Here is a 25,434-nt window from a genome sequence, read left to right on the forward strand (position 1 = left end):
TGTCGAAGTGTGGGTCGAGGTCGAAATCGAGATCTGGTGCGGCGTCGAGGGCAGCGTCGCGACCGTGGTCCGGACAGGGGGCCGGGTCGAGGCGGATCGCGACGTCCGCGGCGGCGGGTTCAGGCATCGTCGGCGGCGAGCGTCTGCGCCAGCAGCGCCGCGCTGCCGAAGGTCCGCTCGAAGTGATAGGGATCGACGCGCCCGTGGGCGACGTCGTACAGCACATGCCCCCAGGCGTCCTTGCCGTCCATGTCCGGATCGGTGAACGGCGCCGTGCGGCGACGGCGCCAGTGGCGCCGGGCCTCGGCGTCCCGGCCCTGCCGCAGCAGGTCCAGCAGACGCAGGTCCGGAACGATCACTTCCGCGCCGACCTTGACGCCGGCCGTGCCGTCGTGGGTGTCGTCGGCGCGTTCAGTGGTTCGGGCGGTTCGGTCGCTTCGGGGGTCTCCGGTGCTTGCGGCGCCGGCGGGGTGTCCAGGGGTCATGCCGTCCCCGTAGTCGATGCCGGGCCGCCGGCAGTGCGTGCAGCCGTGCGCGCTGGCGCAGTAAATCTTGTCCGGATCGAGGCCGAAACCCGCCTGCAGCGTCTGCAGCGTGTCCGCGCCCATGACGGCGGCGGCGGGGCGCTTGCAGTGCTCGCAGTTGATCGGCATCAGCACCTGGTAGACCATGGCGGAGAGGAATTCCGGATCGCACAGGTCCTCGCGGTCCAGTCCGAGCAGGCGCGACGAGAGCCGGCCCACGATGCCCAGCGCGGAGGTCGCATGGACCGTCGACAGGATCTTGTGCCCGGTCTGGATGGCGGCCTGCGCCATCGACGCCGACAGGCCGTCCCGGATCTCGCCGAACAGGCCGACGTCGGGATCCATGCGCAGGAACGCCAGCATTGCGCCGTGGAACGGATCGGCGCCGCCGGCCGCGCCGCGCTGGATGGAGAGATGGCTGACGCCGGGCGTCTCGTACTCGACCGGATCCTCGATGGTGAAGAGCTTGCGCGAGCCGTCGCGGGCCAGCATCGTCATCATCGCGTTGAGCGTCGTGGTCTTGCCCGAGCCGGTGACCCCGGCGACGAACACGCCGCCCCAGGCCGAGGCCAGCGCCTCGCGCAGGCGGCCGGCCTGCCACGGCGTGAAGCCCAGCGGCTCCAGCGACGCCAGGCGCGGTCGGCCCGCGAGCGATCCGGCGTCGTGCGGTCCGGCGTCGGGTGATCCGGCGGCGTCATCGCGACCGCTGCCGGAGGCGCGCAACAGGCGGATCACCACGTCCATGCCGCCGACCGCGGGATGGCTCTGGTACCGGAGCGTCAGCCGCAGGCCGGGCAGTTCCAGCGGGATCATCGCGGCCTGCGGCACCGCGCCGTTGAAGGCGACCTCGGTGCGGGAACGCTCCTCGGCCAGCATCGTGTAGGCGGCCGACAGCCCGTCGACGGCGGTGCGCGCCGGATGGCGGTCCAGCACCCGCATGCGGCCGTCCAGCCGCACCCGGGCCAGCGCGACCGGCCCCCGCAGTTCGATGTGCAGGTCGCTCGCGCCGGCCAGGCGGCAGCGCTGCACGATGGCGCGGAACCATTCGAGCGGCGAGGAGCCCGCCACCATGGCATCGATGTCGCGGGCCGTCTCGGCGGCCTGGCGTTCGTCGGCGGTGGCCTCGGGCGGTGCCTCCAGCGGAGCGTTCACGCGCGTGGCAGCGCCGGCGAGCAGCGCGGCGAAGACCTCGGGCGCGGCGGTCAGGTGGCCGGCATAGGTCAGGCCTTTTGCCTTCCCGGCCTGGACGAGGCGATACCAGTCGGGCCGATGGACCTCGTCCACCGCCGACACGACGAGGAAGCGCCCGCCGGCCAGCGCGAGCGCCGCCAGCCGGTCCTGCTTGTGGCTGGCGACCGGCAGCCCGTCGACCGCGGGCGCGGCGAGCAACGCGTCCGCGGCGACGGACAGCACGCGCTCGAACGGAGGCAGGCGCGCCGGGTCGTCGATGTGGCGGCTCGAGGAGGAGCTCAAGGTGCTGCTCAAGGTGCTGCTCAAGGGGAGTGCGCGCTCGAAGGGGCCGCGGCCGCAGGCAGGGGCAGTGCGGTGGCGCGGCGGACGGCGTCACCGCCACCGACATCGACACCGCCACCGACACCGACACCGACATCGCCGTTGCCGTTGCCGTTGCCGTTGTTATCGCCATTGCCGTTGCCGTCACCGGCATCGAGCCGTCCGACGCCAGTCTGCGCGGAGTTGCCGGCGACGGGCGACCTGCCGCCGTCGAAGCGATAGCTCGCCGCCGCGGCCCCCTGCGCGGGCGGAGACAGCACGAGGTGACGGGGCGCACGACCGCCCGCCGCGACCCGTTCGAAACGCAGTCCCTCCGGTGTCAGTCCGAGCACGCGCCACGGTCCGACGCGGGTCTCCGGCCCGGACGAGCTGTCGACGGCATGCACGCGCCCCCTCAACAGCACCTCGGCCCGCCAGCGGTTTCCGGCGGACATGAGCGACCAGAGGCGCGGCACTTCGGCGAGCGCGACACCTCGTGTCGTTGCCGTCGCCGGCACCGCCGGATCACCGGGCGGGCGCATCGAGCCCGCCAGACGGGCCGTGGCGGCGGCCAGCTCCGCCGCCTTGTTGTGTCGCGCGACATCGACCAGGTGGCGCAAGCTCACGCCCGGCGCGGTCTCGGGCGCGCGGATTTCGTCGTCGCCGGCGTGGGCTGTCGACAGGGTGGTCGAGAAGATCATCGACAGGGCCGCCGACAGCGCCGCCTGCAGGCAGGACCCCAGCGCCGTCGCGCGAACCCGCCGGCAGTGTCGGGGAGTGAAGACATCAGTAACGCACGCCATGGGCGAAGAGAGATCCGGAAAGCTCATAGCTGATCTGTGACGCGGCGAAATTCAGGGTGAGGGTCTCCACGACGACGTACGGCGGCACCTGGACCAGCGGCAGGGACCAGACGCCGTCCTTCAAGCGCCAGACCATCCGGACGACCGGCTGCGCGACGAGGTCCGCGCGCTCCTGGTCCGCGCTGGTCATGCCGGTCGCGGAGTCCGTGCCAGTCGTGGTGCTCGTGCTGCGTGTAGAGCTCGTGGCGCTCGGGTCGGTCACGCCGGCCTCGCCGTCGAGGGGCGGTCCCGGCGTGAGCGACGCTTCGGCGCCGCCGACGGTCGCCAGCTCCTGCAGGTGGCTGCCCCAGACGTTCATGGCCAGGCGCAACGGCGGCAGCCGCGCGGCGATGAGCGCCTCGCCCCGCTTCAGCGGCGGCTCGATCGTGTCCGCCAGCGGCGTCTGCATCGAGGCCGCGAGCACGTCCTCGCCGGCCGACAGGTCAGGCTGCATCGACGGCGCGCCGATCGCGCCGGCCGGCAATCCGTCCAGCATCTCGAGGCTGCCGTGATGGCGCGCCCACGTGGCGACACACCCGCTTGAGCGATCGCAGTCGACCCGCTGAAGCGTCCATCCGGCGCGGCTCACGGGCAGCGCGGCGATGGCGGCACGCCAGCGGTCCAATGGGGCGAGGCCCGGCCGGCCCGCCTGCTCCAGCAGGCTGCCCAGTCGGCGGGCGCGTTGGGCGGAGGCTTGCGCACGGGACGCCGCCGTCGCCGCGAGATGGCGCGCCGCGTCGAGCGTCGCGCGCTCCACCTCGCGCTGATGCCGCATCCACATCGTGAAGCCGACGCTCAGGCTGAGTGCTGCCAGGCCCGCGGCGAGCGCGGCCGGCCAGCGCGCCGGCAGCAGGGGAAGCAGGCGCGTGTCGCCGTCGGGCTGTCCGAACAGCAGGTCCGGTGCGAGCGCTTCGCCGATGCGGTCCCGCCCGGGCAGATGGCTGGCGACGCGGACCTCCTGGTCCGGATGCATGTCGCGGAACTCCTGCAGCACCGCCAGCGCCGCGTCGAGGTCGGGCAGCACGCGGTCAAAGCCTGGCACCGGCCGCCGCTCCATCAGGCCGACAAAGGCCACGCGCGTGCTCGGGCCACCAGACGCTCCGCTGCCGCTGCTGGTGCCGCTGCTGGTACCGCTGCTAGTGCTGATGCCTGTGCCTGTGCCTGTGCCGGAGGCGGCGATCAGGCAGGCCTCCGCGCCGCGCTCCGCGAAACGGGCCACCAGCAAGGCCACCGCCGAATGGGCGCGGCGATGCGGAAGTCGATGCGCGCGTCGACCCGTGTCGACGCGGCGCGCCAGTCCCAGCAGGGCGCCGTCCGGGAGTCGCGCGACGAAGCGGTAGCCGGCGGCGCGCGCCTGGCGCAGGTCGGGGCCCGGCTCATCGGGTCGCGCCACCGGGTGCCAGTCCAGCCCGAAGGCCAGCCGCACGCCAGCGACGGTCATCACCCGGGCCACGCCGCTTTCGTCGAGACCGCGGGCCTCGCTGGCGTCGCGGGTTGCTCGGGCCTCGCGCGCCTGGCGGGTCCCTCGGGACTCCCGGGTCTCGCGCCCCTCGGCGGTCTTGCCGGCGCCGTCCGGCGGTGTCGGTCGCGCGTCCATCACGGCTCCACCAGCCTCGGCGTGATCAGCACGACCGTCCCTTGTCTGGCGTGCATGCCGCGCCGCGCCAGCGGCACCAGGCCGCGCACCATGTCCGCGTCGTCGAGCTGGGTCTGCCGGCGCTCGAAGCCGGCCAGCACCAGCGTGCGACCGGCTGGCACGCTGATGCGCTGCAGGGTGCTGAAGCTCATCGTCTCGGGCAACTGCACCGACCGCGCCAACTGGCCGCTGCCGCTGGTGAAGGCGCGCAGCTGCCGCAGCTCGCTGATCTGCAGCGCGGTCTGCAGCAGCACGAGGTGCGAATCCAGGATCACCGGCAGCACCGTCAGACCGAGGCCGGTCGTGAGCTTGCCGGGCTCCAGCGCGCCCGCGGTGGTCAGGCCGGTGGTCGGGCTCACGGTCGGCGCCGTCGCGCGCTGCACGTACGAGCGCGTCTGCAACGCGCCGACCGGCACCGGCATCCGGTTCGTGGTGGTGACCACGCTCGAATAGGCGGTCGACACGCGACCGTATTCCTGCAGCGCCTTGGCGACCCATTCGCTGGGCGATCCGCGCGAGCCCGACTGGCCGAGCACGAAGCTCAGCGCCGCGGGCGTGCCCGCGCCCAGCGGGCCGAGCGCCACCGGCGCGACCAGGTCCAGCTGATTGCCCTGGCCGAGCCGGCCCAGCATCAGGCGCCAGTCGATGCCGTTGCTGAACTCGTCGGTGAAGCTCACCTGCAACACCTCGATCTCTAGCACGACCTGACGCAGCAGGTTGGCGTTGAGCGCGTCGAGGTAGGTCTGCACGCGTTCGACGTTGGCGAGCGCATCCGTGACGGTCACGAGTCCCGCGCGCGGATCCACCTGCAGCGCCGCGGCCGGGGAGAGCATCGGCTTCAGCGCGTCGGGCAGCCCGGCCCAGTAGTCGCTCTGCGCGTTGCCGTCGATCTTGGCGGCACCTCCGCCGGAGCTTTCCGCGCCGCCGAACACATCGAACGACGCGCTCGCGTCCAGGCCGCCGGGCAGCGCCTTGACCGGCATCGCGCGCGTGACCACGCGGGAGAACACGATGCGTCCGCCGGCGTGGCGCCAGTGCAGTCCCGCCTGCGCCGCGATGCGGTCCAGCAGCGGGCGCAAGGGCCCGGTGTGATCGATCTCGACGGTGTTCTGGTGTTCCGGCGCGGAGATGTCCAGCCGCACGGCGCCCGCCCGGCCGGCCCGGCGCAGCGCGGCCGTCTCCTCGGGCGCGGCGGTCGCCGCGTCGAAGGCCGGCCGCGGCGCGGGACCGGGCGCGTAGTCGGCGGCGCTGTGCAGCGCGTCCGGCGTCATGATCACCGGCAGGCCGATGGCGCGCGAGAGCAGTTCGGCTACCGCGGCCAGCGGCAGCCGACCCGGCGCGTGCAGGCGGATGTCGCCGAGGTGGTCCGGCAGCCGCTCGTCGCGGCGCAGCGGGATGGACCGGCTTGCGAAGCGCGGGGTCGGATCGCTCACGACCAGCGGCGGCGGTGCGGCCGGCTCGCGCAGCCGGGCCTGCAGCGCCTCGGCCCGATCGAGCAGTGCCTGCTGGGCCTGCTCCGTCTCGCGCGCGGCCGGCACCGCGCATCCGGCGATGGCGATGGCGATGGCGACGGCGACGCAGGCCGCCATCCCGCTAGTGATGACGAAGCGCCGGGGAGCGACGCCCGCAAGGCGCGGGAGGGAGTGTGGCAACGAACGCAGCGACTGACGCAGCGATGAACACGGCGATGAGCGCAGCGATGAACACGGCGATGAGCGCAGTGATGAACACGACGATGAGCGCGATGAGGACCGCGAGAAAAACGGCACGGGGAAGTTCCTCACTGGCGAGCGCCATCGGGCAGGTAGCGGACGACCCGCACCACGCGGGTCCCCGCCTGGACGCGGGCCTGCAGCGGGAAGTCGGTGTCGCGCAACACGGCCATCGCCTGGGTCAATGCGTCCAGGAAGTTGCCGCGCAGCGTGACCTCGGCATCGATGGGGAAGTCGCGATCGACCTCCCACACCAGCTGCCAGCCCGCTTCGCGTGTCCAGCGCTGCAACGCCTGGTGGACGGTGCCGTCGACGCGGGCGAAGGTCCACGCCATCGCACCGTCGGTCTCGAGGTCCGCCCGTGCGGCGGCCGCCGCCGAAGACGCGGCGGCGACCGGCCGTGGACCGGCGTCCGGCGGCAGGGGCGACGCGGAGATCGCCGCGCCGGACATCAGCGCGCAGGCGCAGAGGAATCGTGACGGGACCATCGGTGCGCGTTCAGTTGGCCATCAACGCGTGGACGGTGACCACGGTGCTCTCGGTCTTGCATGCATCGACGAGTTTCCCGACGCCGATCGGCTCGGCGGAGCCGGGCACTTTCACGACCTTGTTGTCGGCGGGCTTCGTGTGCCTGATCTCGGCCGTCTCCTCGCCGACCCAGATGCCGTCGGCCACGAGCGCGAGTCCCCGCGCGACGCTGGCGCATTGCGACGCGGGAATGCTGGTGTAGCTCAGCGTGAACGCCTCGCCCTTCCTCGCGGCCCCGAAGTCGTCGTTGAAGCCCGCGACGAAGATCTGGCCGCCGAGCTCGTGCTTCACGGTGACGGCGTCGCCCGCCACGGTGACGGACCCGAGCGGGAAGGCGCTCAAGCCGTGCGCGCGGGCGGTGGTCACCTCGGCGAGGTTCACCGCGCCGGTTTTCCCGAAGCCGGTGACGTTGGCCCGGATCTGCGGCGCCTGCCGCAGCAGGGCGGAGCGGTCCATCTGCGCGTTGAGGTTGCGCATGCCCATCAGCACGATGACCATGACAACGATGATCACGCCGACCCCGATCAGGAGTTCGAGCAGGGTGACGCCGCGTTGCGGACGGGCGCCGGCGCGGCGGTGCTTCGAACGGGCGAGGGGAGCGGATGCGGTGACGACGTCGAGGGTCATGGAACAGACCTCCTTTCCAGAGAGTGCGAGAAGACAGGGGTGCCAGCCGTGACCAGCGGTGGCTCAGTGGGGGTGCGCCACAATGCGCGCATGACTCCCTCGAGGTCCGCTTCCGTGTCTTCGCTCTCCGCCCAACAAGCCACCGCCCGCGCCGCCGAACTCCGCGCGCTGCTCCATCACCACGCTCACCTGTACTACGTGCTCGACACGCCGTCGCTGCCCGATGCCGAGTACGACAAGCTGTTCCAGGAACTGCAGGCCATCGAGGCCGCGTTCCCGGCGCTGCTGACGCCGGACTCGCCGACGCAGCGCGTGGGCGGGCAGGTGCTGGAGGGCTTCGAGCCGGTGAGGCACGTGGTGCCGATGTTGTCGATCCGCACCGAGACCGACACCGAGGCCAGCGGCGCCGAGAACTTCGACGCGCGTGTGCGCCGCGAACTGGACCTGGGCGAGAACGCCGCGCCGGTCGAGTACGCGGCGGAGCTGAAATTCGACGGCCTGGCGATCAGCCTGCGCTACGAACACGGCGTGCTGGTGCAGGCCGCGACGCGCGGCAACGGCGAGACCGGCGAGGACGTGACGCAGAACGTGCGCACGATCAAGCAGATCCCGTTGAAGCTGTCGGGCGAGGGCGCGAAGGCCGCGGTGCTGGAGGTGCGCGGCGAGGCCTACATGCGTCGCGACGATTTCGAGGCGCTCAACGAACGCCAGCGGGCCGCGAACGAGAAGACCTTCGTCAATCCGCGCAACACGGCCGCCGGGGCGATCCGGCAGCTGGACCCGGCGCTGGTGCGGCAGCGGCCGCTGAGCTTCTTCGCCTACGGCATCGGAGAGACGCAGGGTTGGGAGATCCCGGCGACGCACAGCGCGATGCTGGACGCGCTGCAGGCCTACGGCCTGCCGGTCAACGCCGACCGCGCGGTGGTGCGCGGCGCCGAAGGCCTGGTGGCCTTCCATCAATCGATCGGCGAGAAGCGCGATGCGCTGCCCTTCGACATCGACGGCGTCGTCTACAAGGTCAACAGCCGCGAGCTGCAGCGGCGGCTGGGCTTCGTCTCGCGCGAGCCGCGCTGGGCGGTGGCGCACAAGTACCCGGCGCAGGAGCAGGTCACGAAGCTCGACCGCATCGACATCCAGGTCGGCCGCACCGGCAAGCTGACGCCGGTGGCCAAGCTGGAACCGGTCTTCGTCGGCGGCACGACGGTCAGCAACGCGACGCTGCACAACCTCTTCGAGATGCGCCGCAAGGGCATCCGCGTCGGCGACCAGGTCATCATCCGGCGCGCCGGCGACGTGATCCCGGAGGTCGTCGGCAAGGTCGATGCGAAGCGCGCGCGCTACGTGCCCAACTTCCGCATGCCGAAGCACTGCCCGATCTGCGGCAGCGACGTCGTGCGCGAGAAGGGCGGCATCGACCACCGTTGCAGCGGCGGCATCTTCTGCCCCGCGCAGCGCAAGCAGGCGATGCTGCACTTCGCCGGACGGCGCGCGATGGACATCGAGGGCCTGGGCGACAAGCTCGTCGACCAACTCGTCGACGGCGGCATCGTCACCAGCCTGCCGGGGCTCTACAAGCTCGGCGTGGCCAAGCTCACCGCGCTGGAACGCATGGGGGACCGGAGCGCGCTGAACCTGATCGACGCGCTCGAGAAGAGCAAGCGCACGACGATGGCGCGCTTCCTCTTCGCGCTGGGCATCCGGCAGGTGGGCGAGACCACGGCCAAGGATCTGGCGAAGCACTTCGGCAACCTGGACGCGCTGATGGGCGCGACCGAGGAGCAGTTGCTGGCGGTCAAGGACGTCGGGCCGATCGTCGCGAAGAGCATCGCGGCGTTCTTCGCCGAGGCGCACAACCGCGAGGTCGTCGAGCAGCTGCTCGCCGCGGGCGTCGAATTCCCGCAATCGGAAGGGGCCGCCGCGGCGCCCGCCGGACCGCAGCCGCTGGCCGGCAAGACGCTGGTGCTGACCGGCACGCTGCCGACGCTGTCGCGCGACGAGGCCAAGGAGCTGATCGAGGCCGCCGGCGGCAAGGTCAGCGGCTCGGTGTCGAAGAAGACCAGCTACGTGATCGCGGGCGAGGAGGCGGGCTCCAAGCTCGACAAGGCGCGCGAGCTGGGCGTCACTGTCCTCGACGAGGAAGGCCTGCAGGCGCTGCTCGCCGCGCCGCCGGATGCGATCGCGGCGGAATGAACAAAGGGACGGCGAACCGTCCCTTCGATGCACGCTGTATCGGGGCCTTCGGGCCCCGATGTCATTGGAGGCTCAGCTCGCAGCGACCGTCTTCCGACGGATCACCATCGCCATGACCGCCGCCAGCAGGCAGGCCGCGCCGGCGACGTACAGCGCCGGGGAGTAGCTCAGCAGCAGGCTGCGGCTCAGCCCCGCGCCGTAGGCTGCGACCGCCGCGCCGATCTGGTGGCCCGCGAAGATCCAACCGAACACCATCCCCACCTTCGCCGCGCCGAAGCGCTCTGCCGTCAGGCGCACCGTCGGCGGCACCGTCGCGATCCAGTCCAGTCCGTAGAACACCGCGAACAGCGACAGCCCGTAGAGCGTGAACTCCGCGTTCGGCAACCACATCAGCGACAGCCCGCGCAGCGCGTAATACCAGCAAAGCAGCTTGCGGGTGTCGTAGCGGTCGCTGAGCCAGCCCGACAGGATGGTGCCGATGAAATCGAAGATCCCCATCATCGCCAGCACCGAGGCCGCCGGCACCGCCGCCAGGCCGTAGTCGCCGCACAACGAGATGAAATGGGTCTGCACCAGGCCGTTGGTCGACAGCCCGCAGATGAAGAAGGTGCCGAAGAGCAGCCAGAAGGTCGGCTGGCTCGACGCTTCACGCAAGGCGGTGAACGGCGTGAGCCACGTGACCTTCGCGGCGGGCGCGGCCGGCGCCGCGGCAGCGGCAGGATCGGCGCCATAGGGCGCGAGGCCGACGTCGGACGGCCGGTCGCGCATGAACAGCAGCACCAGGCTCATCACCGCCAGGCACAGCACGGCCAGCGGCAGCAGCGGGGCGCGCCAGCCCCAGCGCTCGATCATCCAGGCGGCGATCGGCAGGCAGATCAACTGGCCGGTCGCGGCGCTGGCGGTGAGGATGCCCATGATCAGGCCCTTGCGCGTCGCGAACCAGCGGTTGGACACGATGGCGCCGAGCACCAGCGCCGTCATGCCGCTGCCCAGACCCAGCACCACGCCCCACAGCACGACCAGATGCCACAGCTGCGTGACCAGCCCGGCCATCAGCATGCCGCCGCCGACCAGTCCCAGCGCCACGCTGACCACGGCGCGCACGCCGAAGCGCTCCATCAGCACCGCCGCGAACGGCCCCATCAATCCGAACAGCGCGAAGCGCAGCGCCAGCGCCGACGAGATCTGGCTGGTGGACCAGCCGAATTCCTGCGCCAGCGGCTGCAGCATCGCGCCGGGCAGGCCCAGCGCCGCCGACATGAACAGCATCGTCAGGAAGGTCAGCCCGGCGATCACCCAGCTGAAGTGCAGACCCCGGTGGGTCATGCGTCGGGACATGGCGGCGGCAAGCATGCGGGAGGATCCTTCCAGGGGTGCCTGTTTTAATGATGGCCGCCATCGTATCGAGATTTCCGACGTCCGCCGCAGATTTGATGATGCCCCTACTCAAAATCGTGACATCGCGCCTCCGCCGGAAGTTGCAGCCGGGCTTCCTACAATGGTGCTCATCATGAAAGTCACCAAAGAGCAATCGGCCGCCAACCGCAAGGCGCTGGTCGACGCGGCGTCCAAGCTGTACCGCGAGCGGGGCGTGGCCGGGGTCGGCCTGGCGGAGATCTCCCGCGAGGCCGGCTTCACGCACGGCGGCTTCTACGGGCGCTTCGCGTCGAAGGAGGAACTCGCGGCCGAAGCCTGCGAAGTGGCCTTCGACGGCTCGCTGTCGCGGCTGGGCGCGCAGCTTGAGAAACATGGCGGCGACTACCAGCCGTTTCTCAAACGCTACTTCGGCGCCGCGCATCGCGACGCGCCCGGGGCGGGATGCCCGATGGCGGCGCTGGCCGTCGACGCGGCGCGCGAGGGCGGTCTGCTGCGCGAATCGATGAGCACCGGCATCGCCGCCTACCTGCGCGAGCTGGCCGTGCATCGGCCCGACGGCACGATCGTCGACGAGCCGACCGCGGAGGATGAAGCCCGCGCGATCGGCGTGCTGTCGACGATGGTCGGCGGGATGATCCTGGCCCGGGCCTGCGCGGGCGCGGCACCGGGCCTGTCGGACAGGATCCTCAGGACGTCGCTGGAGGCGACGTCGAAGGCAGCTTGAGCACACCCACCGCCAGCGCGGTGCCGAGCAGCACGACGAGGCAACCCGCGGCCATGCTGGCGCTCAGCGTCTCGCCCAGGAAGATCCAGCCCCACAGCAGGCCGAAGACCGGGATCAGGAAGGTCACCGAGATCGTGTTGGTCGGGCCGACGCGCTTCATCAGCCGGAAGAACAGGATGTAGGCGATGCCGGTGCACAGCAGCGCCAGCAGCGCCACCGCGCCCCAGGCGTGACCGCTGGGCATCGCGGCCGGACGCAGCGACCAGGCCGGCGCGGCCAACAGCAGCGCGGCCGCGAACTGGCTGCCGGTGGCGACGGCCAGCGGGCTGGCGCCAGTGAGGTAGCGCTTGGTGGCGCTGGCGGCGATGCCGTAGCTCAGCGCGGCGATCAGGCAGGCGACGATCGCGAAGCCGCTGCCGCCGGGCTTGAACGAGGCCTTGTCCCAGGCCAGCAGCACGACGCCCGCGAAGCCCAGCGCCAGGCCCAGCATGCGCGATCCGTCCAGGCGTTGCCCGAACCAGGCCCAGGCGACCAGCGCGCCCCACATCGGCGTGGTGGCGTTGAGGATGCTCGACAGGCCGGCGTTGATCGACAGCGCCGCGAAGCTGAACAGCGCGAACGGGAAGGCGCTGTTCAGCAGGCCCACCAGCAGCAGGCCCTTCCAGTGGGTGCGCAGGTCGCCGAGGCCTTCGCGCAGGCCCAGCAGCGGGATCAGGAACAGCGAGGCCCCGGCCACGCGCACGGCAGCCGTCGCGACCGCGCCGAACTCCGGCGCTGCCACGCGCATGAACAGGAAGGACGCGCCCCAGATGGCGGCCAGGACCAGCAGTTCGATCAGATCGCTTCGCTTCACGCGGGGGCCTCTTGGTTGTTGTCGTGCTTGCCGGGACGGCGAAGGGCGAAGGTCCCGGGAGGAGTCTCTGTCGGCGAGGGGCGCAGCTTAGCGGGCAGGCCTCCTTCGATTGTCAGTAGGGCTTCCTTGCGGTGGAGACCGCCGGCGTAGCCGGTGAGGCTGCCGTCGGCGCCGAGGACGCGGTGGCACGGGATCAGCACCGACACCGGGTTGCGTCCCACCGCCGCCGCGACGGCGCGCACGGCCTCCGGCCGGCCCAGGCGTGCGGCGAGCTGGCCGTAGGTCAGGGTCTCGCCCGCCGGGATGCCGAGCAGGGCCCGCCACACGGCTTGCTGGAACGCGGTGCCCGAGGGCGACATCGGAGGAAGCGCCGCGGTCCGGCCCGCGAAGTAGTCCTTCATCGCCGCGACGGTGTCGCGCAGCAGCGCGTCGTCATCGTCGCGAGGAGCGGCGAGGGCGCCGGGGTGGTACTTCTGGTCCTCGAACCACAGGCCCGACAAGCCCTCGGCATTGCGCGCGATCAGCAGGCGGCCGAGCGGCGTGTCGGTCTCGGTCCAGGCCGTATGGTGGCGGTGCTTCATCGGATCTCTCCTTGGTGGGTGGGAGGCTGGCGGGAGGCTGGGCCTTGGTTTGGCGGGAGGTCCGGTGACTCCGGTGGGCCAAGCGCGGGCTCTCCACGAGGCAGGGGGCATCCCTCCGGGAACCCCCAGCCTCATTCCGGCCCCACAACCCTTGGTTGACTTCGGGTGGTTTTGGCAGCGGCGGACTTCGAAACGGACGTGGCAGCGGCGGACTTCGGGAGAGTCCTGGCAGCGGCGGATTTCGTTGCGGCATCCCGCCATAGTTGCAACACGGCGTAGCTGCGGTAAGGAGCGAAATGCTCGGCGGCAGCGATCAGCTCGCGCGGACGCAGCGGCTGGCCGGCGCGTTCTTCAAGGCATTGCTTCAGGACGACATCGCCCGGCAGATAGGCGTCGGGCCAGCTCCAGCCGCGCATCAGCATGTAGTGCGCCGTCCACGGACCGAGGCCGGGCAGGGCGGCGAGCTCCGCGATCGCGTCCTCCACCGTGCCGCGACCCTGGGCGAAGGCCAGCGTCGGCCATTGGCGGGCAAGGTGGATCAGCGCCTCGGCCCGGCGGCCGGGCATGCCGATCGGGGCGATGTCGTCGACCGTGGCGGCGGCCAGCGTGGCCGGCGTCGGGAACACGTGCGTCACGCCAGGCGGCGCGCCAGCGGCATCGGGCAACGGCTCGCCGAATCTGGCGATCAGGCGCGTGGCCAGCGTGCGTGCGGCCGCGACCGTCACCTGCTGTCCGAGCACGGCGCGGATCGCAAGTTCGAATCGGTCCAGCGACCCCGGCAGGCGCAGGCCCGCGGCGGCAGGACCGAGGGTCTCGCCGAGCGCGGCGGCGATGGCCTGCGGGTCGGCATCGAGGTCGAGCCAGCGACGCAGGCGCGGCATCAGCGGCGCGATCACGGGCCACAGCGACGCGCTCAGCGACAGGCGCACGCGTGGTCGCTCGTCGTCGTCGGGGGGCAGTCGCAGCGACAGCCAGCCCAGCACATCCGCCTGGCCCGGGCGCACCAGCCGCACGCTGCGCGACAGCGCGAGGCGCTCGACATCGACCTGCTCAACACCTGGCACCGCGCGGGCGGCGAGGAAGTTGAGCAGCGCCGAACTCAGCAGCGGCGGGCGCAGGTCCAGGCGCAGTTCAGCGGTCTCCAGGGCGTTGCCGGATGCGCTTGCTTCGGTCTCTGCGCCGCCCTTGCGCAGCGCGCTGGGACTCAGACGGTAGTGTTCCTGGAAGGCGGCGTTGAAGCGGCGAAGGCTAGAGAAGCCTGCCGCGAGCGCGACCTCGCCGATCGGCAGCCGCGTGTCGGTCAGCAGCTGCTTGGCCAGCAGCAGCCGGCGCGTCTGCAGATACTGGAGCGGTGCAACGCCGTGCACGGCGGTGAAGACGCGGCGCACATGGCGCTCGCTGACGCCCAGGTGCGCGGCGAGTGTGGGCAGCGAGGCCTCTTCCGGCGCGCACTCGTCGAGCCAGCGTGCGGCTTCGCGTGCCAGCACCTCGGCGGCGTCCATCGTGCTCCATGGGCGTGCGGCCGGCGCCAGTTCGGGGCGGCATTTCAGGCACGGGCGGAAGCGGGCGGCCTCGGCCAGCGAGGCGCTGGGGAAGAAGCGGCAGTTCTCTCTCCGCGGCGCGCGCACCCGGCAGATCGGGCGGCAATAGACGCCGGTCGAGGTCACGCCGACGAACCATTGACCGTCGAAGCGCGCGTCGCGCGCCAGCAGCGCGGGGTAGCAGTGATCCGGGTCGAGAAGGAAGTCCATGGCAAGGATCATAGGAGCCGGTGTCCGGCGGTTCTCGCCGTTTTCGGACATGTCCCTGTTCCCCCTGCGGGCCCACCACGAGACGTCCGGAGGGAACCGGCCAGGGCCCCCTTTTCGGAAGTCAAGGAGGGAATTTGGAGGCCGTGGCGGCCGACAAAGGAGGGACATGGAGAAAAGGGGGCCCTGGCCGGTTCCCGATCGCTCGGTCCCAAAGGGCCCTGGCGGGTTCCCGAGCGCCCGGTCCCAAGGGGCCCAGGCCGTTTCCCGAGCGCCAAGTCCCAAGAGGTGCCTCGGCCGATCCCCGCGCGCTCAGTCTGGCCCGGGAATTGCCCTCTGTAGCCCGCCGTGCACCGGGTTACACGGACCTCTCATAGGCGCTGCCTACAATGCGCCCCAGTTTCGAACCACCACCAATTCCTGCAAGGAAGCACATGCAAGTTCACGCATCCATCTTCAAGGCCTATGACATCCGCGGGGTCGTGGGCACGACGCTGGACGAGGCACTGGCCGAGCATCTCGGCAAGTCCTTCGGCACCGAGGCGATCAACGCCGGTGAGAAGGCCGTTGCCGTCGGCCGCGACGGCCGCCTGTCGGGTCCGTCGCTGGTGAACGCGCTGATCCGCGGGCTGAAGTCGACCGGTCTGGACGTCGTCGACATCGGCGCCGTCACGACGCCGATGCTGTACTACGTCGCCGCGACGCGCGGCAAGCATGGCTGCAACTCCGGCATCATGGTCACGGGCAGCCACAACCCGAAGGATTACAACGGCTTCAAGATGGTCCTGAAGGGCGCCGCCGTCTACGGCGAGCAGATCCAGGGCCTGAAGCGCCGCATCGAGTCCGAGGACTATGCCACCGGCAACGGCCGCGTCGGCCAGATGGATGTCATCGCCGAGTACACGCAGCGCATCGTCAAGGACGCCAAGCTGTCGCGCCCGATGAAGGTCGTGGTCGACAGCGGCAATGGCATCCCGGGCGCGACCGCCCCGGCCATCCTGCGCGCGCTGGGCTGCGAGGTGGTTGACATCTTCTCGAAGGTCGACGGCGACTTCCCCAACCACCATCCGGATCCGTCGCGTCCCGAGAACCTCGAGGACCTCAAGCGCATCGTGCACGCGACCGACGCCGAGCTGGGCCTGGCCTTCGACGGCGACGGCGACCGCCTGGGCATCGTCACCAAGGACGGCACGATGATCATGCCGGACCGCCAGATCATGCTGATCGCCGCGGACATCCTGACGCGCCTGCCGGGCTCGGAGATCATTTTCGACGTCAAGTGCACGCAACGCCTGGCCCCGTGGATCGAAGAGCACGGCGGCAAGCCGCTGATGTGGATGACGGGCCACTCGCTGGCCAAGGCCAAGCTGAAGGAAACCGGCGCGCCGCTGGCCGGCGAGCTGTCGGGCCACATCTTCTTCGCCGAGCGCTGGTACGGCTTCGACGACGCGATGTACACCGCCGCGCGCATGCTGGAAATCCTCTCGCGCAGCGACGACCCGAGCAAAGTCCTGAACGACCTGCCCAACAGCGTCAACACGCCGGAACTGAACGTCCCCTGCAAGGAAGGCGAGCACCACGAGGTCGTCGCCAAGCTCAAGGAGATCGCCGAGTTCCCGAACGCCAAGGACATCATCACGATCGACGGCATCCGCGTGGAGTACGACGACGGCTTCGGCCTGGTGCGCGCGTCCAACACGACGCCGGTGCTGGTGCTGCGTTTCGAAGGCCACACGCAGGAAGCGCTGGAGCGCATCCAGAAGGAAGTGCTGGCCCAGCTCAAGCGCGTGAAGCCGGACATCACGTTCACGTCCGGCCATTGAGCGGCGCATCGTTGAGCGGCCCATCGTTGGCGGGCTCCTTGATCGCGGCATGGGGCATTCGCCTTTGAGTTCCGATTCGTTCAAGGAGCGCCTGGCGCGCGCGGTCTTCAGCACCGTGCTGAGGCTCGCGACGCCGGCCTATCTGGCGCGCGTGCTGCTGCGCGGGCGCGTGGAGCCGCTCTACGCGGTGCATCCGGGCGAACGCTTCGGCTTCGGCGAGGCGATCGCCCCGGGCGCGATCTGGGTGCATGCGGTGTCGCTGGGCGAGACGCGGGCGGCCGCGGCGCTGATCGAGCGCCTGCGCCAGGAGCGGCCCGGCATGCGGCTGCTGCTCACGCACACGACGGCGACCGGCCGGGAGGCCGGCCGCGCGCTGCTGCGCGACGGCGACACGCAGCGCTGGCTGCCCTTCGACACGCCCGGCGCGGTGCGCCGTTTCCTGAAGCGCACGCGGCCGGCGGTCGGCGTGCTGATGGAAACCGAGATCTGGCCCAACGTGCAGCACGAGACGCGGAAGGCGGGCGTGCCGATGGTGCTCGCGAATGCGCGGCTGTCCGCGCGCAGCCTGCGTCGCGGCGCGAAGTTCAAGGCGCTGCTGGCGCCGGCGGCGCGCAGCCTGCGGCTGGCGTTGGCGCAGACGGCGGCCGATGCCGATCGGCTGCGTCAGGCCGGCGTCGAGGAAGTGCGCGTCTGCGGCAACCTGAAGTTCGACCTCCAGCCGGATGACGCGCTGCTCGCGCGAGGCCGCGCGTGGCGCGCCGGGCTGAACCGTCCCGTGGTGATGCTGGCGGTGTCTCGCGAAGGCGAGGAGGCCGCGATGCTGGCCGCCTGGAAGGCGGCGTCGCAGGCGAGGGCGGTTGCGGGTTCACCGCTGCTGCTGATCGTGCCGCGGCACCCGCAGCGCTTCGACGAGATCGCCGCGATGGTGACCGAGGCGGGCCTCACGCTCGCGCGGCGCAGCGCCTTCGGCACCAGCGACATCGCCACGCCGCCGCTGAGCGCGGGCGTGGCGGACGTGTGGCTGGGCGATTCGATGCGCGAGATGGCGCTGTACTACGGCCTGGCCGACGTCGCGCTGCTCGGCGGCAGCTTCGAGAAGCTCGGCGGACAGAACCTGATCGAGACGGCAGCCTGCGGCGTGCCGCTGTTCATGGGACCGCATACCTTCAACTTCGCCGAGGCGGCGGAACTGTCACTGCAGGCAGGCGCCGCGCGGCGCGTCGAGACCCTGCCGCGGGGCGTGGCAGAGGCGCTCGCGTTGCTCACGAGGCCGGATGAGCGCGATGCCATGGCTGCGTCGGCCACGGCCTTCGCTGCCGCGCATCGCGGCGCGGCGGCGCGGATGGCGGCGCCGATCCTGGACCTCCTGGCGCGCTAGGCGCCGCCAGTCCTGAAGGCCCGCGAACGGGCGCCGCGGCGCGGTTCAGGACGGGATCTCGCTCAGGAGCCGTGGCTTCAGAGTTCCTCGACGGCGTGGACCGAGAGCCACTCCTCGAAGTTCTTCTTGGCGAGACTCGTCAGGATGCCTTGGAACAGCGCCTTGTCGCCCAGATAGAGGCTGTGACGGATCACGGTGAAAGGATTCATCCGGTTCTCGGAACTGTCTTCGAAGTGGACCTGGTATCGCTTGACGATGCCGATGTTCTCGCGCAGGTACTGGTTGAACTCCGAGCGTGAAATGGACGGCTGCGCCGTCACGATCTCCTGAACGAAGCCATCCACCTTCTGCGGCACGAAGTCGAAGGTGGGGAAGAAGTGGCTGGCGATCTTCAGGAAATTGAAGGCGTTGAGCTTCGCGCTGCGACGCTCGGTGGCCGGGGACTCGGGAGGCTCGGTACGCGGCGCTTCACCTGGCGCCGCACCATGGACGCCTTGCGGAACAGACGTTTCCGCAGGCTCGGCCGGCTCGTCCTCTTCCTTTTGAAGCTCCTCTTCGGTGGAGTCCCGGATCTGCCGGAACTCCCGGTCGGCGAGCTCGAAGAGCGCGGCCAGCGTGTTGATCCGGCGCTTCAGATGATTGGGAATGGATTTCTTGTACTTGATCTTGTGATCCAGCACGCTCCAGGAGTCCTGCACGATCGTCCGTACCTGCACTTCGAACTGAAGGTCCGCATAGGCCCGGTACTCGGGCAACTCCAGCCGCGGGTTCTTGAGCTTGAGATCGAAATGCAGACCTTTGTAGCCGAACGAGGCCTCCGTGTTCTCGATGGTCGAGATCTTGTCGGTGACTTCGACCACCTCGAACTCGCTCTGGAGAATCGCGCCGATCTTCTCGATGTCGTCCTCATAGAGGCAGACGATGCGCAGGCCGACCAGGTCGCTGACGTGGTTCCTGATCTCGTACGCCGTCGAGCCGGCTTCCAGGGCTTGACGGTATTTGAGATTGAATTTCTTGATGCACTCCTCGCGGTCCTTCAGCCGCGACTCGATCTTGGAGAAGGGCACCGAGCCGAGTTGCGGGAGCAGGTCCGTGAGGAGGCTGACCAGCGACCTGCTGGCGTTCTCCAGCATCGCCGAATTGGCGTCGTAGAAGACGCGGAACTGTGCCTTCTCGCCCTCGAAGTCCAGACTCGCCATGGTTCTCCTCTCCATTGCGATCGCGGGCTTCCACCCGGCGACCGTCTCATCGATCGAGTCGCCAGGGCGCAGCGGCCCTGCGACACCTGTACAGCGCTCAGTCCGGAAACGGGCGCGCTCGTGCTCGCGCCCATCATCGCACCGTGCGCCGGCCGCAGTTGTCGGCAACGGAGAGGCCCGGTCCAGGGAAACTCTGCACAACTCCCCGCAGCCGCCGCGGCGAGCCATGCGGCGCTGGCCTGGCAAGACCTGACACGCTTGCCCTGACGCAAATCCTCACGCTATCCTGCTCCGCGACCTGGGCGTGAGGGAGCATCAATGCAACATCTGATGAAGGCCGCCTTGGTGGCCCTGCTGTGGCTGGCGGCGGCCATGCTGTCGCGGTCGATGGCTCATGCCGCGACGCAGACCACGCTGGTCTGGCTGAGCAGCGGCATCACGTTCGCCGCTCTGCTGGTCACCGCCCGCTGGGCCTGGCCGGCGCTCCTGGCGGGTGCCGGGGTGGCCGCGACCGTGTGGGGTCTCGTGGATCACCGGCTCGGGGTCGGTCCGGCACTGGCGTTCGCCGGTGTCGAGGTGTCCAGCATGGCGCTGGGCGCGTGGATCGCGACGCACGGCCGACCGGATTCGCAGACGCCTCGCGGCGCGGCGCTGATGATGGCCGGCGCCGTGGCGGCGTCGCTGATCGGGGCCACGCTGGCGACCTTGCTGTGGGGCTGGCAACGTCCGGACGCGGACCTCGGCGTCGAGTGGCGCGCATGGGCGCTGTCGACGATCGTCGGCCTGCTGCTGGTCGCGCCGCTGGTCACCGCCTTCCAGGGCTTCCGCATCAGACGATCGGGCGGCCTGCCGATGTCGCCCTTCCTCGGCGGGGCGGTGGCATTCGCCGGCTTCATCATCGCCGTGCTGCTGGTGTTCTCGAACCAGGCCGCGCAGCGTTGGGGTGGCGTCGCGGCGACCTTGGCCTACGTGCCGATGCCTTTCCTGCTGGTGGCGTCGCTGATGTGGGGCGCTCGCGGCGGCACGCTGGCCACCTTGCTCGGCGCCTTGCTGATCATCGGACGCACGGCGCAGGGCGACGGACCTTTTGCGTTCCATGAAGGCTTCCGCGGCGAGGCCGTCGTCGAGGTGCAGGGCTTCGTGATGGTGTGGGCGGCCGTGCTGCTGGTGACCCGCGCGCTGGCCGAGGGGCGCCGCGCCGCGCTGGCCCGCGCCGACGAGTGGCACCTGCGCTACGAGCGCACGTTGCGGGCCGTGGGCGTGGCCAGCGTCGAGTACGACGCCACCACCGGCCGGGCCACCTGGGGGGCGGGCGCCGACCAGGTCCTGGGCCGCGCGGCGTCGGCCGCCGTCACTATCCAGGATTGGCTCGACTTGATCGACCCCGCGGAACGCGGCCTGGTGGAAGCCACCTGGCAGGCGGTGGCGCAGGGCGTGCGCGCCTCCAGCGAGCAGGCCTACACGCTGCGCCTGGCGGGCGGACAGGTGCAGCGCGTGCGCGAGCGGCTGGCCGCGGTGCACGGCGGCGACGGTCGGGTCGAGCAGGTCGTGGCCCTGCTGAGTCTGGCGGCCGGGGAGAAGCCCCATGGCTGAGCCCGCGGTCTTCCTGATCCACGGCCTCGGCGGCACGCAGTACGACCTGGGCTCGATGCACAAGCGCCTGAAGAACGCGGGTTTCGTCACCTATTCGATCACGCTGCCGGGCCACGGCGGCCAGCCGTCCGACCTGCTCGGCGTGCGCGCCGAGGATTGGCTGGAGGCGGTCCGGGCCAAGTACCGCGAGATCGTCGACCAGCACGAGGTGCTGCATGTGATGGGCATGTGCATGGGCTCGCTGCTGGCCATCGAGACCTGCAAGCGCGAACGGCACGACAAGGGACGCCTGGTCGCGCTGGCGCCGCCGGTGTTCATCGATGGCTGGTCCACGCCCTGGTATCGCGGGCTGCGCCACCTGCTGTACCTGGTGCCGGGCGTGACGGACCGGATGCGCGTGGACGAGGAGGATCCGTACGGCATCAAGAACGATCAGCTGCGCGCCATCGTGCGCGCCAAGTTCGAGCGCGGCGATGCCTTCGCCTACAGCTGGGTCCCGCTGGCCTGCATCCGCGAGGTGGATCGCCTGCGCCGCTTCGTGAGGAAGGACCTGACCCGCATCCCCTGTCCCACGCTGGTGATCCATGCGCGCGAGGATGAATTGACCAGCGTCCGCTCCGCCAATTTCCTCGTCGAGCACATCGGCGCCGGCAAGCGCGCCGGCCAGGCGCGCATGGTGATCCTGGAGAACAGCTATCACCTGATCTGCGTGGACAACGACAAGGAGATCGTCGCCCAGCGCACCCTGGAATTCTTCGGCGCCAGCGACGCCGGCCTGGGCATGAGCCGCGACGATCCGCACATGAGCGGCGAGGCGATCGACGCGCTGCTGGCCGCCGCCCGCGCGGACCTGGAGCGCGCCGATTTCGCCGCCTTGTACGAGCGCGGCATCCCCGACTTCACCTGGTACCAGCCGGGCCACAACCGCAGCACCGGCATCTTCCGCGGCGGCAAGGGCCTGGCGCGCCTGCAGGCTTGGGCGGGCGAGGGGCTGACGTTCACCGCTTTCGGCACGCCGGTGCTCAATGCCGGCATGGCGGTGCTGCCGACGACGCTGAAGGCCGGTTCACTGGCCTCCCAGGGCGTGCTGGCGATCAGCCTGCATCAGGGGCGGCTGATCGAGGCGCGATGGTTCCCGGACTAGCCCGCGCTGGACTACGAGCACTTCGGCGGCGAGCCCGTGCCCGATGGCCCCAGCCCGGCCGAAGCGGCCTTCGAGGCCGCGGCCGCGCTGTCCCGGACGCTCTCCAGGGCGCCCGATGAGGCCAGTCTGCTGCGGCTGTATGCGCTGTACAAGCAGGGCAGCCTCGGCGACGCCTCGGGCGAGCGGCCGGGCGTCCTGGACGTGGTAGGACGGGCGAAGTACGACGCCTGGGCGAGCCTCCAAGGTCGGCCGCGCGAGCAGGCCATGAGCGAGTACGTCGCGCTGGTGCAGCAGCTCAAGGCCGCCGATGCCCAGGCCGTCGCGGCATGAGGCCTGAGGCCAAAAGCGCCAATAGGGTCGAAAGCGCCGAAAGCGCCGAAAGCGCCGAAAAGGCCGAAAAGGCTGAAAAGGCTGAATGAGCCGAATGGGCCGAATGGGGCGGCCTGTGTGTGCCGGTGCACAGACGGCGCGGGCGGATGCCCGCAACCTGATCTCCCATGGTGATGCGTCAGCGTCAGGAGACAGAGTGAAGCCAGCCGCGTTCTACGACCTGAGTTCCGGATCCATCCGCTTCTGGGTGCTCGTTGGCGAGCAATTCATCGGCGCCTCCGTCCGGCGCGAGACGCTGCACTATCGCTACAGCCCCAACGGCACGAACGACGATCCGCTGCAGACCTATGAGGCCCACGCCGACGAACTCGGAGGAATCGTCCGACGCCGCGTCGCCGGCGGCTCTCGCGAGCCCATCATGCTGCGCGATCACGACCTGAAGGCCGAATAGCCGCTCGCGGACCACTCGTCGGCCACTCGCGATGCCACCTCCCGACAGCACTTCGCGACAGCAGCTCGCGACGGCGGGGACTACTGGTTGCTGGTCGACCGGACCTCGCCGAGCGTCGTGACCCCTTGCAGGACTTTCGCGATCCCGTCCTGTCTCAGCGTCGTCATGCCTTCGGACATGGCCAGATGCATGAGCTCTTCCGCGCGCCCGCCGGTCTGGATGAGGCGGCGGATGGGCCGGGTGACGGTCAGCAGCTCATGCAGGCCCGCGCGGCCCTTGAAGCCGGTGTGGTCGCACTTGCCGCAGCCGGGCGAGTGGTACTGAAGCAGGTTGGGCTGGCCGTACTGGCCCTTCCATTCGGCGAGGACCTTCTCGCGGTCCGGCCGGTTCTCGGTCGAGAACACATGCAGGTAGTCGTCGAGCAGCTCGTTGAGCGTCGTGTCCGACATCGGTTCGGACTTGCGGCAGGACGGGCAGATGCGCCGCACCAGCCGTTGCGCCAGCACCGCCAGCAGCGAGTCGGCGAAGTTGAACGGATCCATGCCCATGTCCAGCAGCCGCGTGACCGTCTCCGGCGCGCTGTTGGTGTGCAGCGTGGAGAGCACCAGGTGACCCGTCAGCGAGGCCTCGACCGCGATCTCCGCGGTTTCCTCGTCGCGGATCTCGCCCACCATGATCACGTCCGGGTCCGCGCGCAGGAAGGCGCGCAGCGCCTTGGCGAAGGTCCAGTCGATCTTCGGATTGACCTGCACCTGCCGCAGGCCCGCCTGCGTGATTTCGACCGGGTCCTCGGCCGTCCAGATCTTGCGTTCCGGCGTGTTGATGTTGGCCAGCACCGAGTGCAGCGTCGTCGTCTTGCCCGACCCCGTCGGGCCGACGCACAGCACCATGCCGTACGGCCGCTCCGAGGCCGCCTTCAGCTCGCGCAGGTTGCGCTCCGAGAACCCCAGCTTCTCCATCGGGATCGGCTTGGCCGACGCCAGGATCCGCATCACCACGTCCTCGAGGCTGTTGTTGGTCGGGATGGTCGCGACCCGCAGCTCGATCTTGTGGCGTTCGGAGAACTTGGCGAAGTTGATCTTGCCGTCCTGCGGCTTGCGGCGCTCGGAGATGTCGAGGTCGCACATGATCTTGATCCGCGCGATCAGCGCGCTGCGATAGGTGTGCGGCAGCTCCAGGTGGGGCTGCAGCACGCCGTCCTTGCGGAAGCGGATCTTGACCTTCTCCTTGCCGGGATAGGTCTCGATGTGGATGTCCGACACGTTCTGGTTGTGCGCGTCGATGATCATCGTGTTGATCAGCCGCACCAGCGAGTTGTCGCTCTGCTCGATCTGCCGGTCCTTCTCCTCCTCGCGCGCCGTCTCGCGGGCGGACTGCTCCTGGCCTTCGCGCTCGAGCGTCTCGATCAGCTTGTCGGAGCTGTCGAGCTCGAAGTCCATCGTCAGCGCGGGCAGGGCGCCGCCGATGGCGGAGACCGGCTGGTTGCCGAAGCGCTCATAGGCGCCGGGGATCGCGAAGGTCAGCGAGCCCAGGCGCGCCAGCGCCGGGACGACCTTGAGCTGGGTGATGAACTCGACCTCGTCGATGCAGTCGCGCCGCGTGGGATCTTCCATCGCCACGATCAGGCGCCCGTCGCGCAGCACCAGCGGCAGCACCTCCAGCCGCTTGGCGACGGAGAAGGGGAGCTTGCGCACCGAGTCCGGCTCGATCGCGAAGTTGTCCGCGTCGACCAGCGGATAACCCATCTTGCGCGCCAGCGCCGATTGCAGCTGCGCGCGCGTCACGATGCCCTTGCGCACCAGCAGCTCGCCCAGCGGGACCGAGCGGTCCTGCTTCTGCTGCGCGAGCGCCTCGTCCAGCTGCGCCTGCGTGATCAGGTCCAGCGCCAGCAGCGCCTCGCCGATGCGCACCATCGGCATCTTGGCCTGCTGCTCGATCGCCTGCATCAACTGCTCGGCGCTGACGATGTGCTGCGCCACCAGGATGTCGCCGACGCGGCGGTCGCGCATTTCACGCTGCTCGTCGGCGGCGGCGTCGACCTGTTCCTGCGTCACCACCAGCTGGCGCACCAGCAGGTCGCCGATGCGCTCGCCGACCTCGAAGCTGACCAGGACCTCGCGCGGCACGAACATGCAGCGCACCCAGTCGCTGGTCTCGCTGACCGGCGGGAAGAGGAATACGCCGAGCTCGGTCTCGTGGTGGCCGATGGTCGTGCCCTTCTGTTCCTCGCCGCCCTGGTAGACCAGCTTGAATTCGCTGCGCGGGCGCTGGTCCAGCGAGGTCGCATCGTCCATCGCGGACGGGTCGCGCGGCGGGACCTCGATCGCGTGCAGCAGCTTGAGCGCCTTGAACTGCGAGAACTTCAGCGGCATCGCGTTGCGCGCCGGCGGCACGACGACTTGCGCCAGCCGCTCCGACGGCACCATCAGGATCACCTTGCCGACCGTGCGACTGCCGTTCAGGCCGAGGATCTCGCAGGCCTGCGGCTCGCGCTGCGGGCGCGGGCGCGGATAGGCGGCGAAGGGCGGGGTGGGCCACTCGAACTGCGGTGCCGCTTCGGCCGGCGCGCTGCCTGGCTGGGCTGTGGGCCATTGAAGCGGCACGGACGGGTCGGTCATCGGTCGGTCTCCGCGGGGAATTTGTATCTGGACATTCTTGAAGCGGGAGATTAACCCGTTTGAAG

At 70.2% G+C, this 25,434-nt stretch carries 20 protein-coding genes; 8 read left to right on the forward strand and 12 right to left on the reverse strand.

The window, feature by feature from the left end; translation table 11 throughout:
* Positions 1 to 119: 119 nt before the first annotated feature.
* The 6 genes from ACQ4L4_RS05860 to ACQ4L4_RS05885 form a co-directional block, all read right to left on the reverse strand.
* Positions 120 to 2,009, reverse strand: coding sequence for a GspE/PulE family protein (locus ACQ4L4_RS05860; RefSeq protein WP_431103293.1), 1,890 nt, complete (start codon positions 2,007 to 2,009; stop codon positions 120 to 122).
* A gap of 8 nt (positions 2,010 to 2,017) precedes the next feature.
* Positions 2,018 to 2,845, reverse strand: coding sequence for a hypothetical protein (locus ACQ4L4_RS05865; protein ID WP_431103294.1), 828 nt, complete (start codon positions 2,843 to 2,845; stop codon positions 2,018 to 2,020).
* Positions 2,802 to 4,454 (reverse strand): hypothetical protein, encoded by a 1,653-nt coding sequence (locus tag ACQ4L4_RS05870; protein WP_431103295.1) that lies wholly within the window; start codon positions 4,452 to 4,454, stop codon positions 2,802 to 2,804. The genes ACQ4L4_RS05865 and ACQ4L4_RS05870 overlap by 44 nt, the downstream gene beginning before the upstream one ends.
* Positions 4,454 to 6,082, reverse strand: a complete 1,629-nt coding sequence (locus ACQ4L4_RS05875; RefSeq protein WP_431103296.1) for a hypothetical protein — start codon at positions 6,080 to 6,082, stop codon at positions 4,454 to 4,456. Before ACQ4L4_RS05875 ends, ACQ4L4_RS05870 begins: the two co-directional genes overlap by 1 nt.
* 191 nt (positions 6,083 to 6,273) lie before the next feature.
* Positions 6,274 to 6,693 (reverse strand): toxin co-regulated pilus biosynthesis Q family protein, encoded by a 420-nt coding sequence (locus ACQ4L4_RS05880; RefSeq protein WP_431103297.1) that lies wholly within the window; start codon positions 6,691 to 6,693, stop codon positions 6,274 to 6,276.
* Positions 6,694 to 6,703: 10 nt separating this feature from the next.
* On the reverse strand, positions 6,704 to 7,360 hold the full coding sequence (locus ACQ4L4_RS05885; RefSeq protein WP_431103298.1) for a hypothetical protein: 657 nt from the start codon (positions 7,358 to 7,360) through the stop codon (positions 6,704 to 6,706).
* 90 nt (positions 7,361 to 7,450) lie between these two features.
* Here ACQ4L4_RS05885 and ligA point away from each other — a divergent pair, with 90 nt between their 5' ends.
* On the forward strand, positions 7,451 to 9,550 hold the full coding sequence (ligA, locus tag ACQ4L4_RS05890) for an NAD-dependent DNA ligase LigA (RefSeq protein ID WP_431103299.1): 2,100 nt from the start codon (positions 7,451 to 7,453) through the stop codon (positions 9,548 to 9,550).
* Between the two features lie 72 nt (positions 9,551 to 9,622).
* Here ligA and ACQ4L4_RS05895 read toward each other — a convergent pair whose 3' ends face one another.
* The gene (locus tag ACQ4L4_RS05895) at positions 9,623 to 10,903 is read right to left on the reverse strand and encodes an MFS transporter (RefSeq protein WP_431103300.1); all 1,281 of its coding nucleotides are present in this window, start codon (positions 10,901 to 10,903) and stop codon (positions 9,623 to 9,625) included.
* 157 nt (positions 10,904 to 11,060) lie between these two features.
* Between ACQ4L4_RS05895 and ACQ4L4_RS05900 the strand changes: the two genes are divergently transcribed.
* On the forward strand, positions 11,061 to 11,651 hold the full coding sequence (locus tag ACQ4L4_RS05900) for a TetR/AcrR family transcriptional regulator (RefSeq protein ID WP_431103301.1): 591 nt from the start codon (positions 11,061 to 11,063) through the stop codon (positions 11,649 to 11,651).
* On the opposite strand, the gene ACQ4L4_RS05905 is transcribed toward ACQ4L4_RS05900, so the two are convergent.
* The 3 genes from ACQ4L4_RS05905 to ACQ4L4_RS05915 form a co-directional block, all read right to left on the reverse strand.
* Positions 11,614 to 12,504: a DMT family transporter gene (locus ACQ4L4_RS05905; RefSeq protein ID WP_431103303.1), complete on the reverse strand. Its 891-nt coding sequence runs from the start codon at positions 12,502 to 12,504 to the stop codon at positions 11,614 to 11,616. The two genes, ACQ4L4_RS05900 and ACQ4L4_RS05905, sit on opposite strands and share 38 nt — an antisense overlap.
* On the reverse strand, positions 12,501 to 13,085 hold the full coding sequence (locus ACQ4L4_RS05910) for a methylated-DNA--[protein]-cysteine S-methyltransferase (RefSeq protein ID WP_431103304.1): 585 nt from the start codon (positions 13,083 to 13,085) through the stop codon (positions 12,501 to 12,503). The genes ACQ4L4_RS05905 and ACQ4L4_RS05910 overlap by 4 nt, the downstream gene beginning before the upstream one ends.
* Before the next feature lie 131 nt (positions 13,086 to 13,216).
* A complete protein-coding gene (locus tag ACQ4L4_RS05915) occupies positions 13,217 to 14,836 on the reverse strand; it encodes a DNA-3-methyladenine glycosylase 2 family protein (protein WP_431103305.1) in 1,620 nt (539 codons plus the stop codon).
* A gap of 431 nt (positions 14,837 to 15,267) precedes the next feature.
* Here ACQ4L4_RS05915 and ACQ4L4_RS05920 point away from each other — a divergent pair, with 431 nt between their 5' ends.
* Both ACQ4L4_RS05920 and ACQ4L4_RS05925 read left to right on the forward strand, forming a co-directional pair.
* The gene (locus ACQ4L4_RS05920; protein WP_431103306.1) at positions 15,268 to 16,656 is read left to right on the forward strand and encodes a phosphomannomutase/phosphoglucomutase; all 1,389 of its coding nucleotides are present in this window, start codon (positions 15,268 to 15,270) and stop codon (positions 16,654 to 16,656) included.
* A 49-nt stretch (positions 16,657 to 16,705) separates the two neighbouring features.
* Positions 16,706 to 18,034, forward strand: a complete 1,329-nt coding sequence (locus ACQ4L4_RS05925) for a 3-deoxy-D-manno-octulosonic acid transferase (protein WP_431103307.1) — start codon at positions 16,706 to 16,708, stop codon at positions 18,032 to 18,034.
* A 77-nt stretch (positions 18,035 to 18,111) separates the two neighbouring features.
* On the opposite strand, the gene ACQ4L4_RS05930 is transcribed toward ACQ4L4_RS05925, so the two are convergent.
* Positions 18,112 to 19,461, reverse strand: coding sequence for a GTP pyrophosphokinase (locus tag ACQ4L4_RS05930; RefSeq protein ID WP_431103309.1), 1,350 nt, complete (start codon positions 19,459 to 19,461; stop codon positions 18,112 to 18,114).
* A gap of 90 nt (positions 19,462 to 19,551) precedes the next feature.
* Here ACQ4L4_RS05930 and ACQ4L4_RS05935 point away from each other — a divergent pair, with 90 nt between their 5' ends.
* The 4 genes from ACQ4L4_RS05935 to ACQ4L4_RS05950 all read left to right on the forward strand — a co-directional run bounded on the left by ACQ4L4_RS05935 (position 19,552) and on the right by ACQ4L4_RS05950 (position 22,751).
* Positions 19,552 to 20,826 carry an MASE1 domain-containing protein gene (locus ACQ4L4_RS05935; protein WP_431103310.1) on the forward strand — a complete coding sequence of 425 codons (1,275 nt, stop codon included), beginning with the start codon at positions 19,552 to 19,554 and terminating at the stop codon, positions 20,824 to 20,826.
* Positions 20,819 to 21,970, forward strand: coding sequence for an alpha/beta hydrolase (locus ACQ4L4_RS05940; RefSeq protein ID WP_431103311.1), 1,152 nt, complete (start codon positions 20,819 to 20,821; stop codon positions 21,968 to 21,970). Before ACQ4L4_RS05935 ends, ACQ4L4_RS05940 begins: the two co-directional genes overlap by 8 nt.
* A gap of 36 nt (positions 21,971 to 22,006) precedes the next feature.
* A complete protein-coding gene (locus ACQ4L4_RS05945; RefSeq protein ID WP_431103312.1) occupies positions 22,007 to 22,300 on the forward strand; it encodes an acyl-CoA-binding protein in 294 nt (97 codons plus the stop codon).
* A 196-nt stretch (positions 22,301 to 22,496) separates the two neighbouring features.
* Positions 22,497 to 22,751, forward strand: coding sequence for a DUF1488 family protein (locus ACQ4L4_RS05950; RefSeq protein ID WP_431103313.1), 255 nt, complete (start codon positions 22,497 to 22,499; stop codon positions 22,749 to 22,751).
* 80 nt (positions 22,752 to 22,831) lie between these two features.
* Here ACQ4L4_RS05950 and ACQ4L4_RS05955 read toward each other — a convergent pair whose 3' ends face one another.
* A complete protein-coding gene (locus ACQ4L4_RS05955; RefSeq protein WP_431103314.1) occupies positions 22,832 to 25,369 on the reverse strand; it encodes an ATPase, T2SS/T4P/T4SS family in 2,538 nt (845 codons plus the stop codon).
* Positions 25,370 to 25,434: the final 65 nt, after the last annotated feature.

It is taken from the genome of Roseateles noduli (assembly GCF_050626985.1).
Taxonomy (GTDB): Bacteria; Pseudomonadota; Gammaproteobacteria; order Burkholderiales; family Burkholderiaceae_C; genus Roseateles; species Roseateles noduli_A.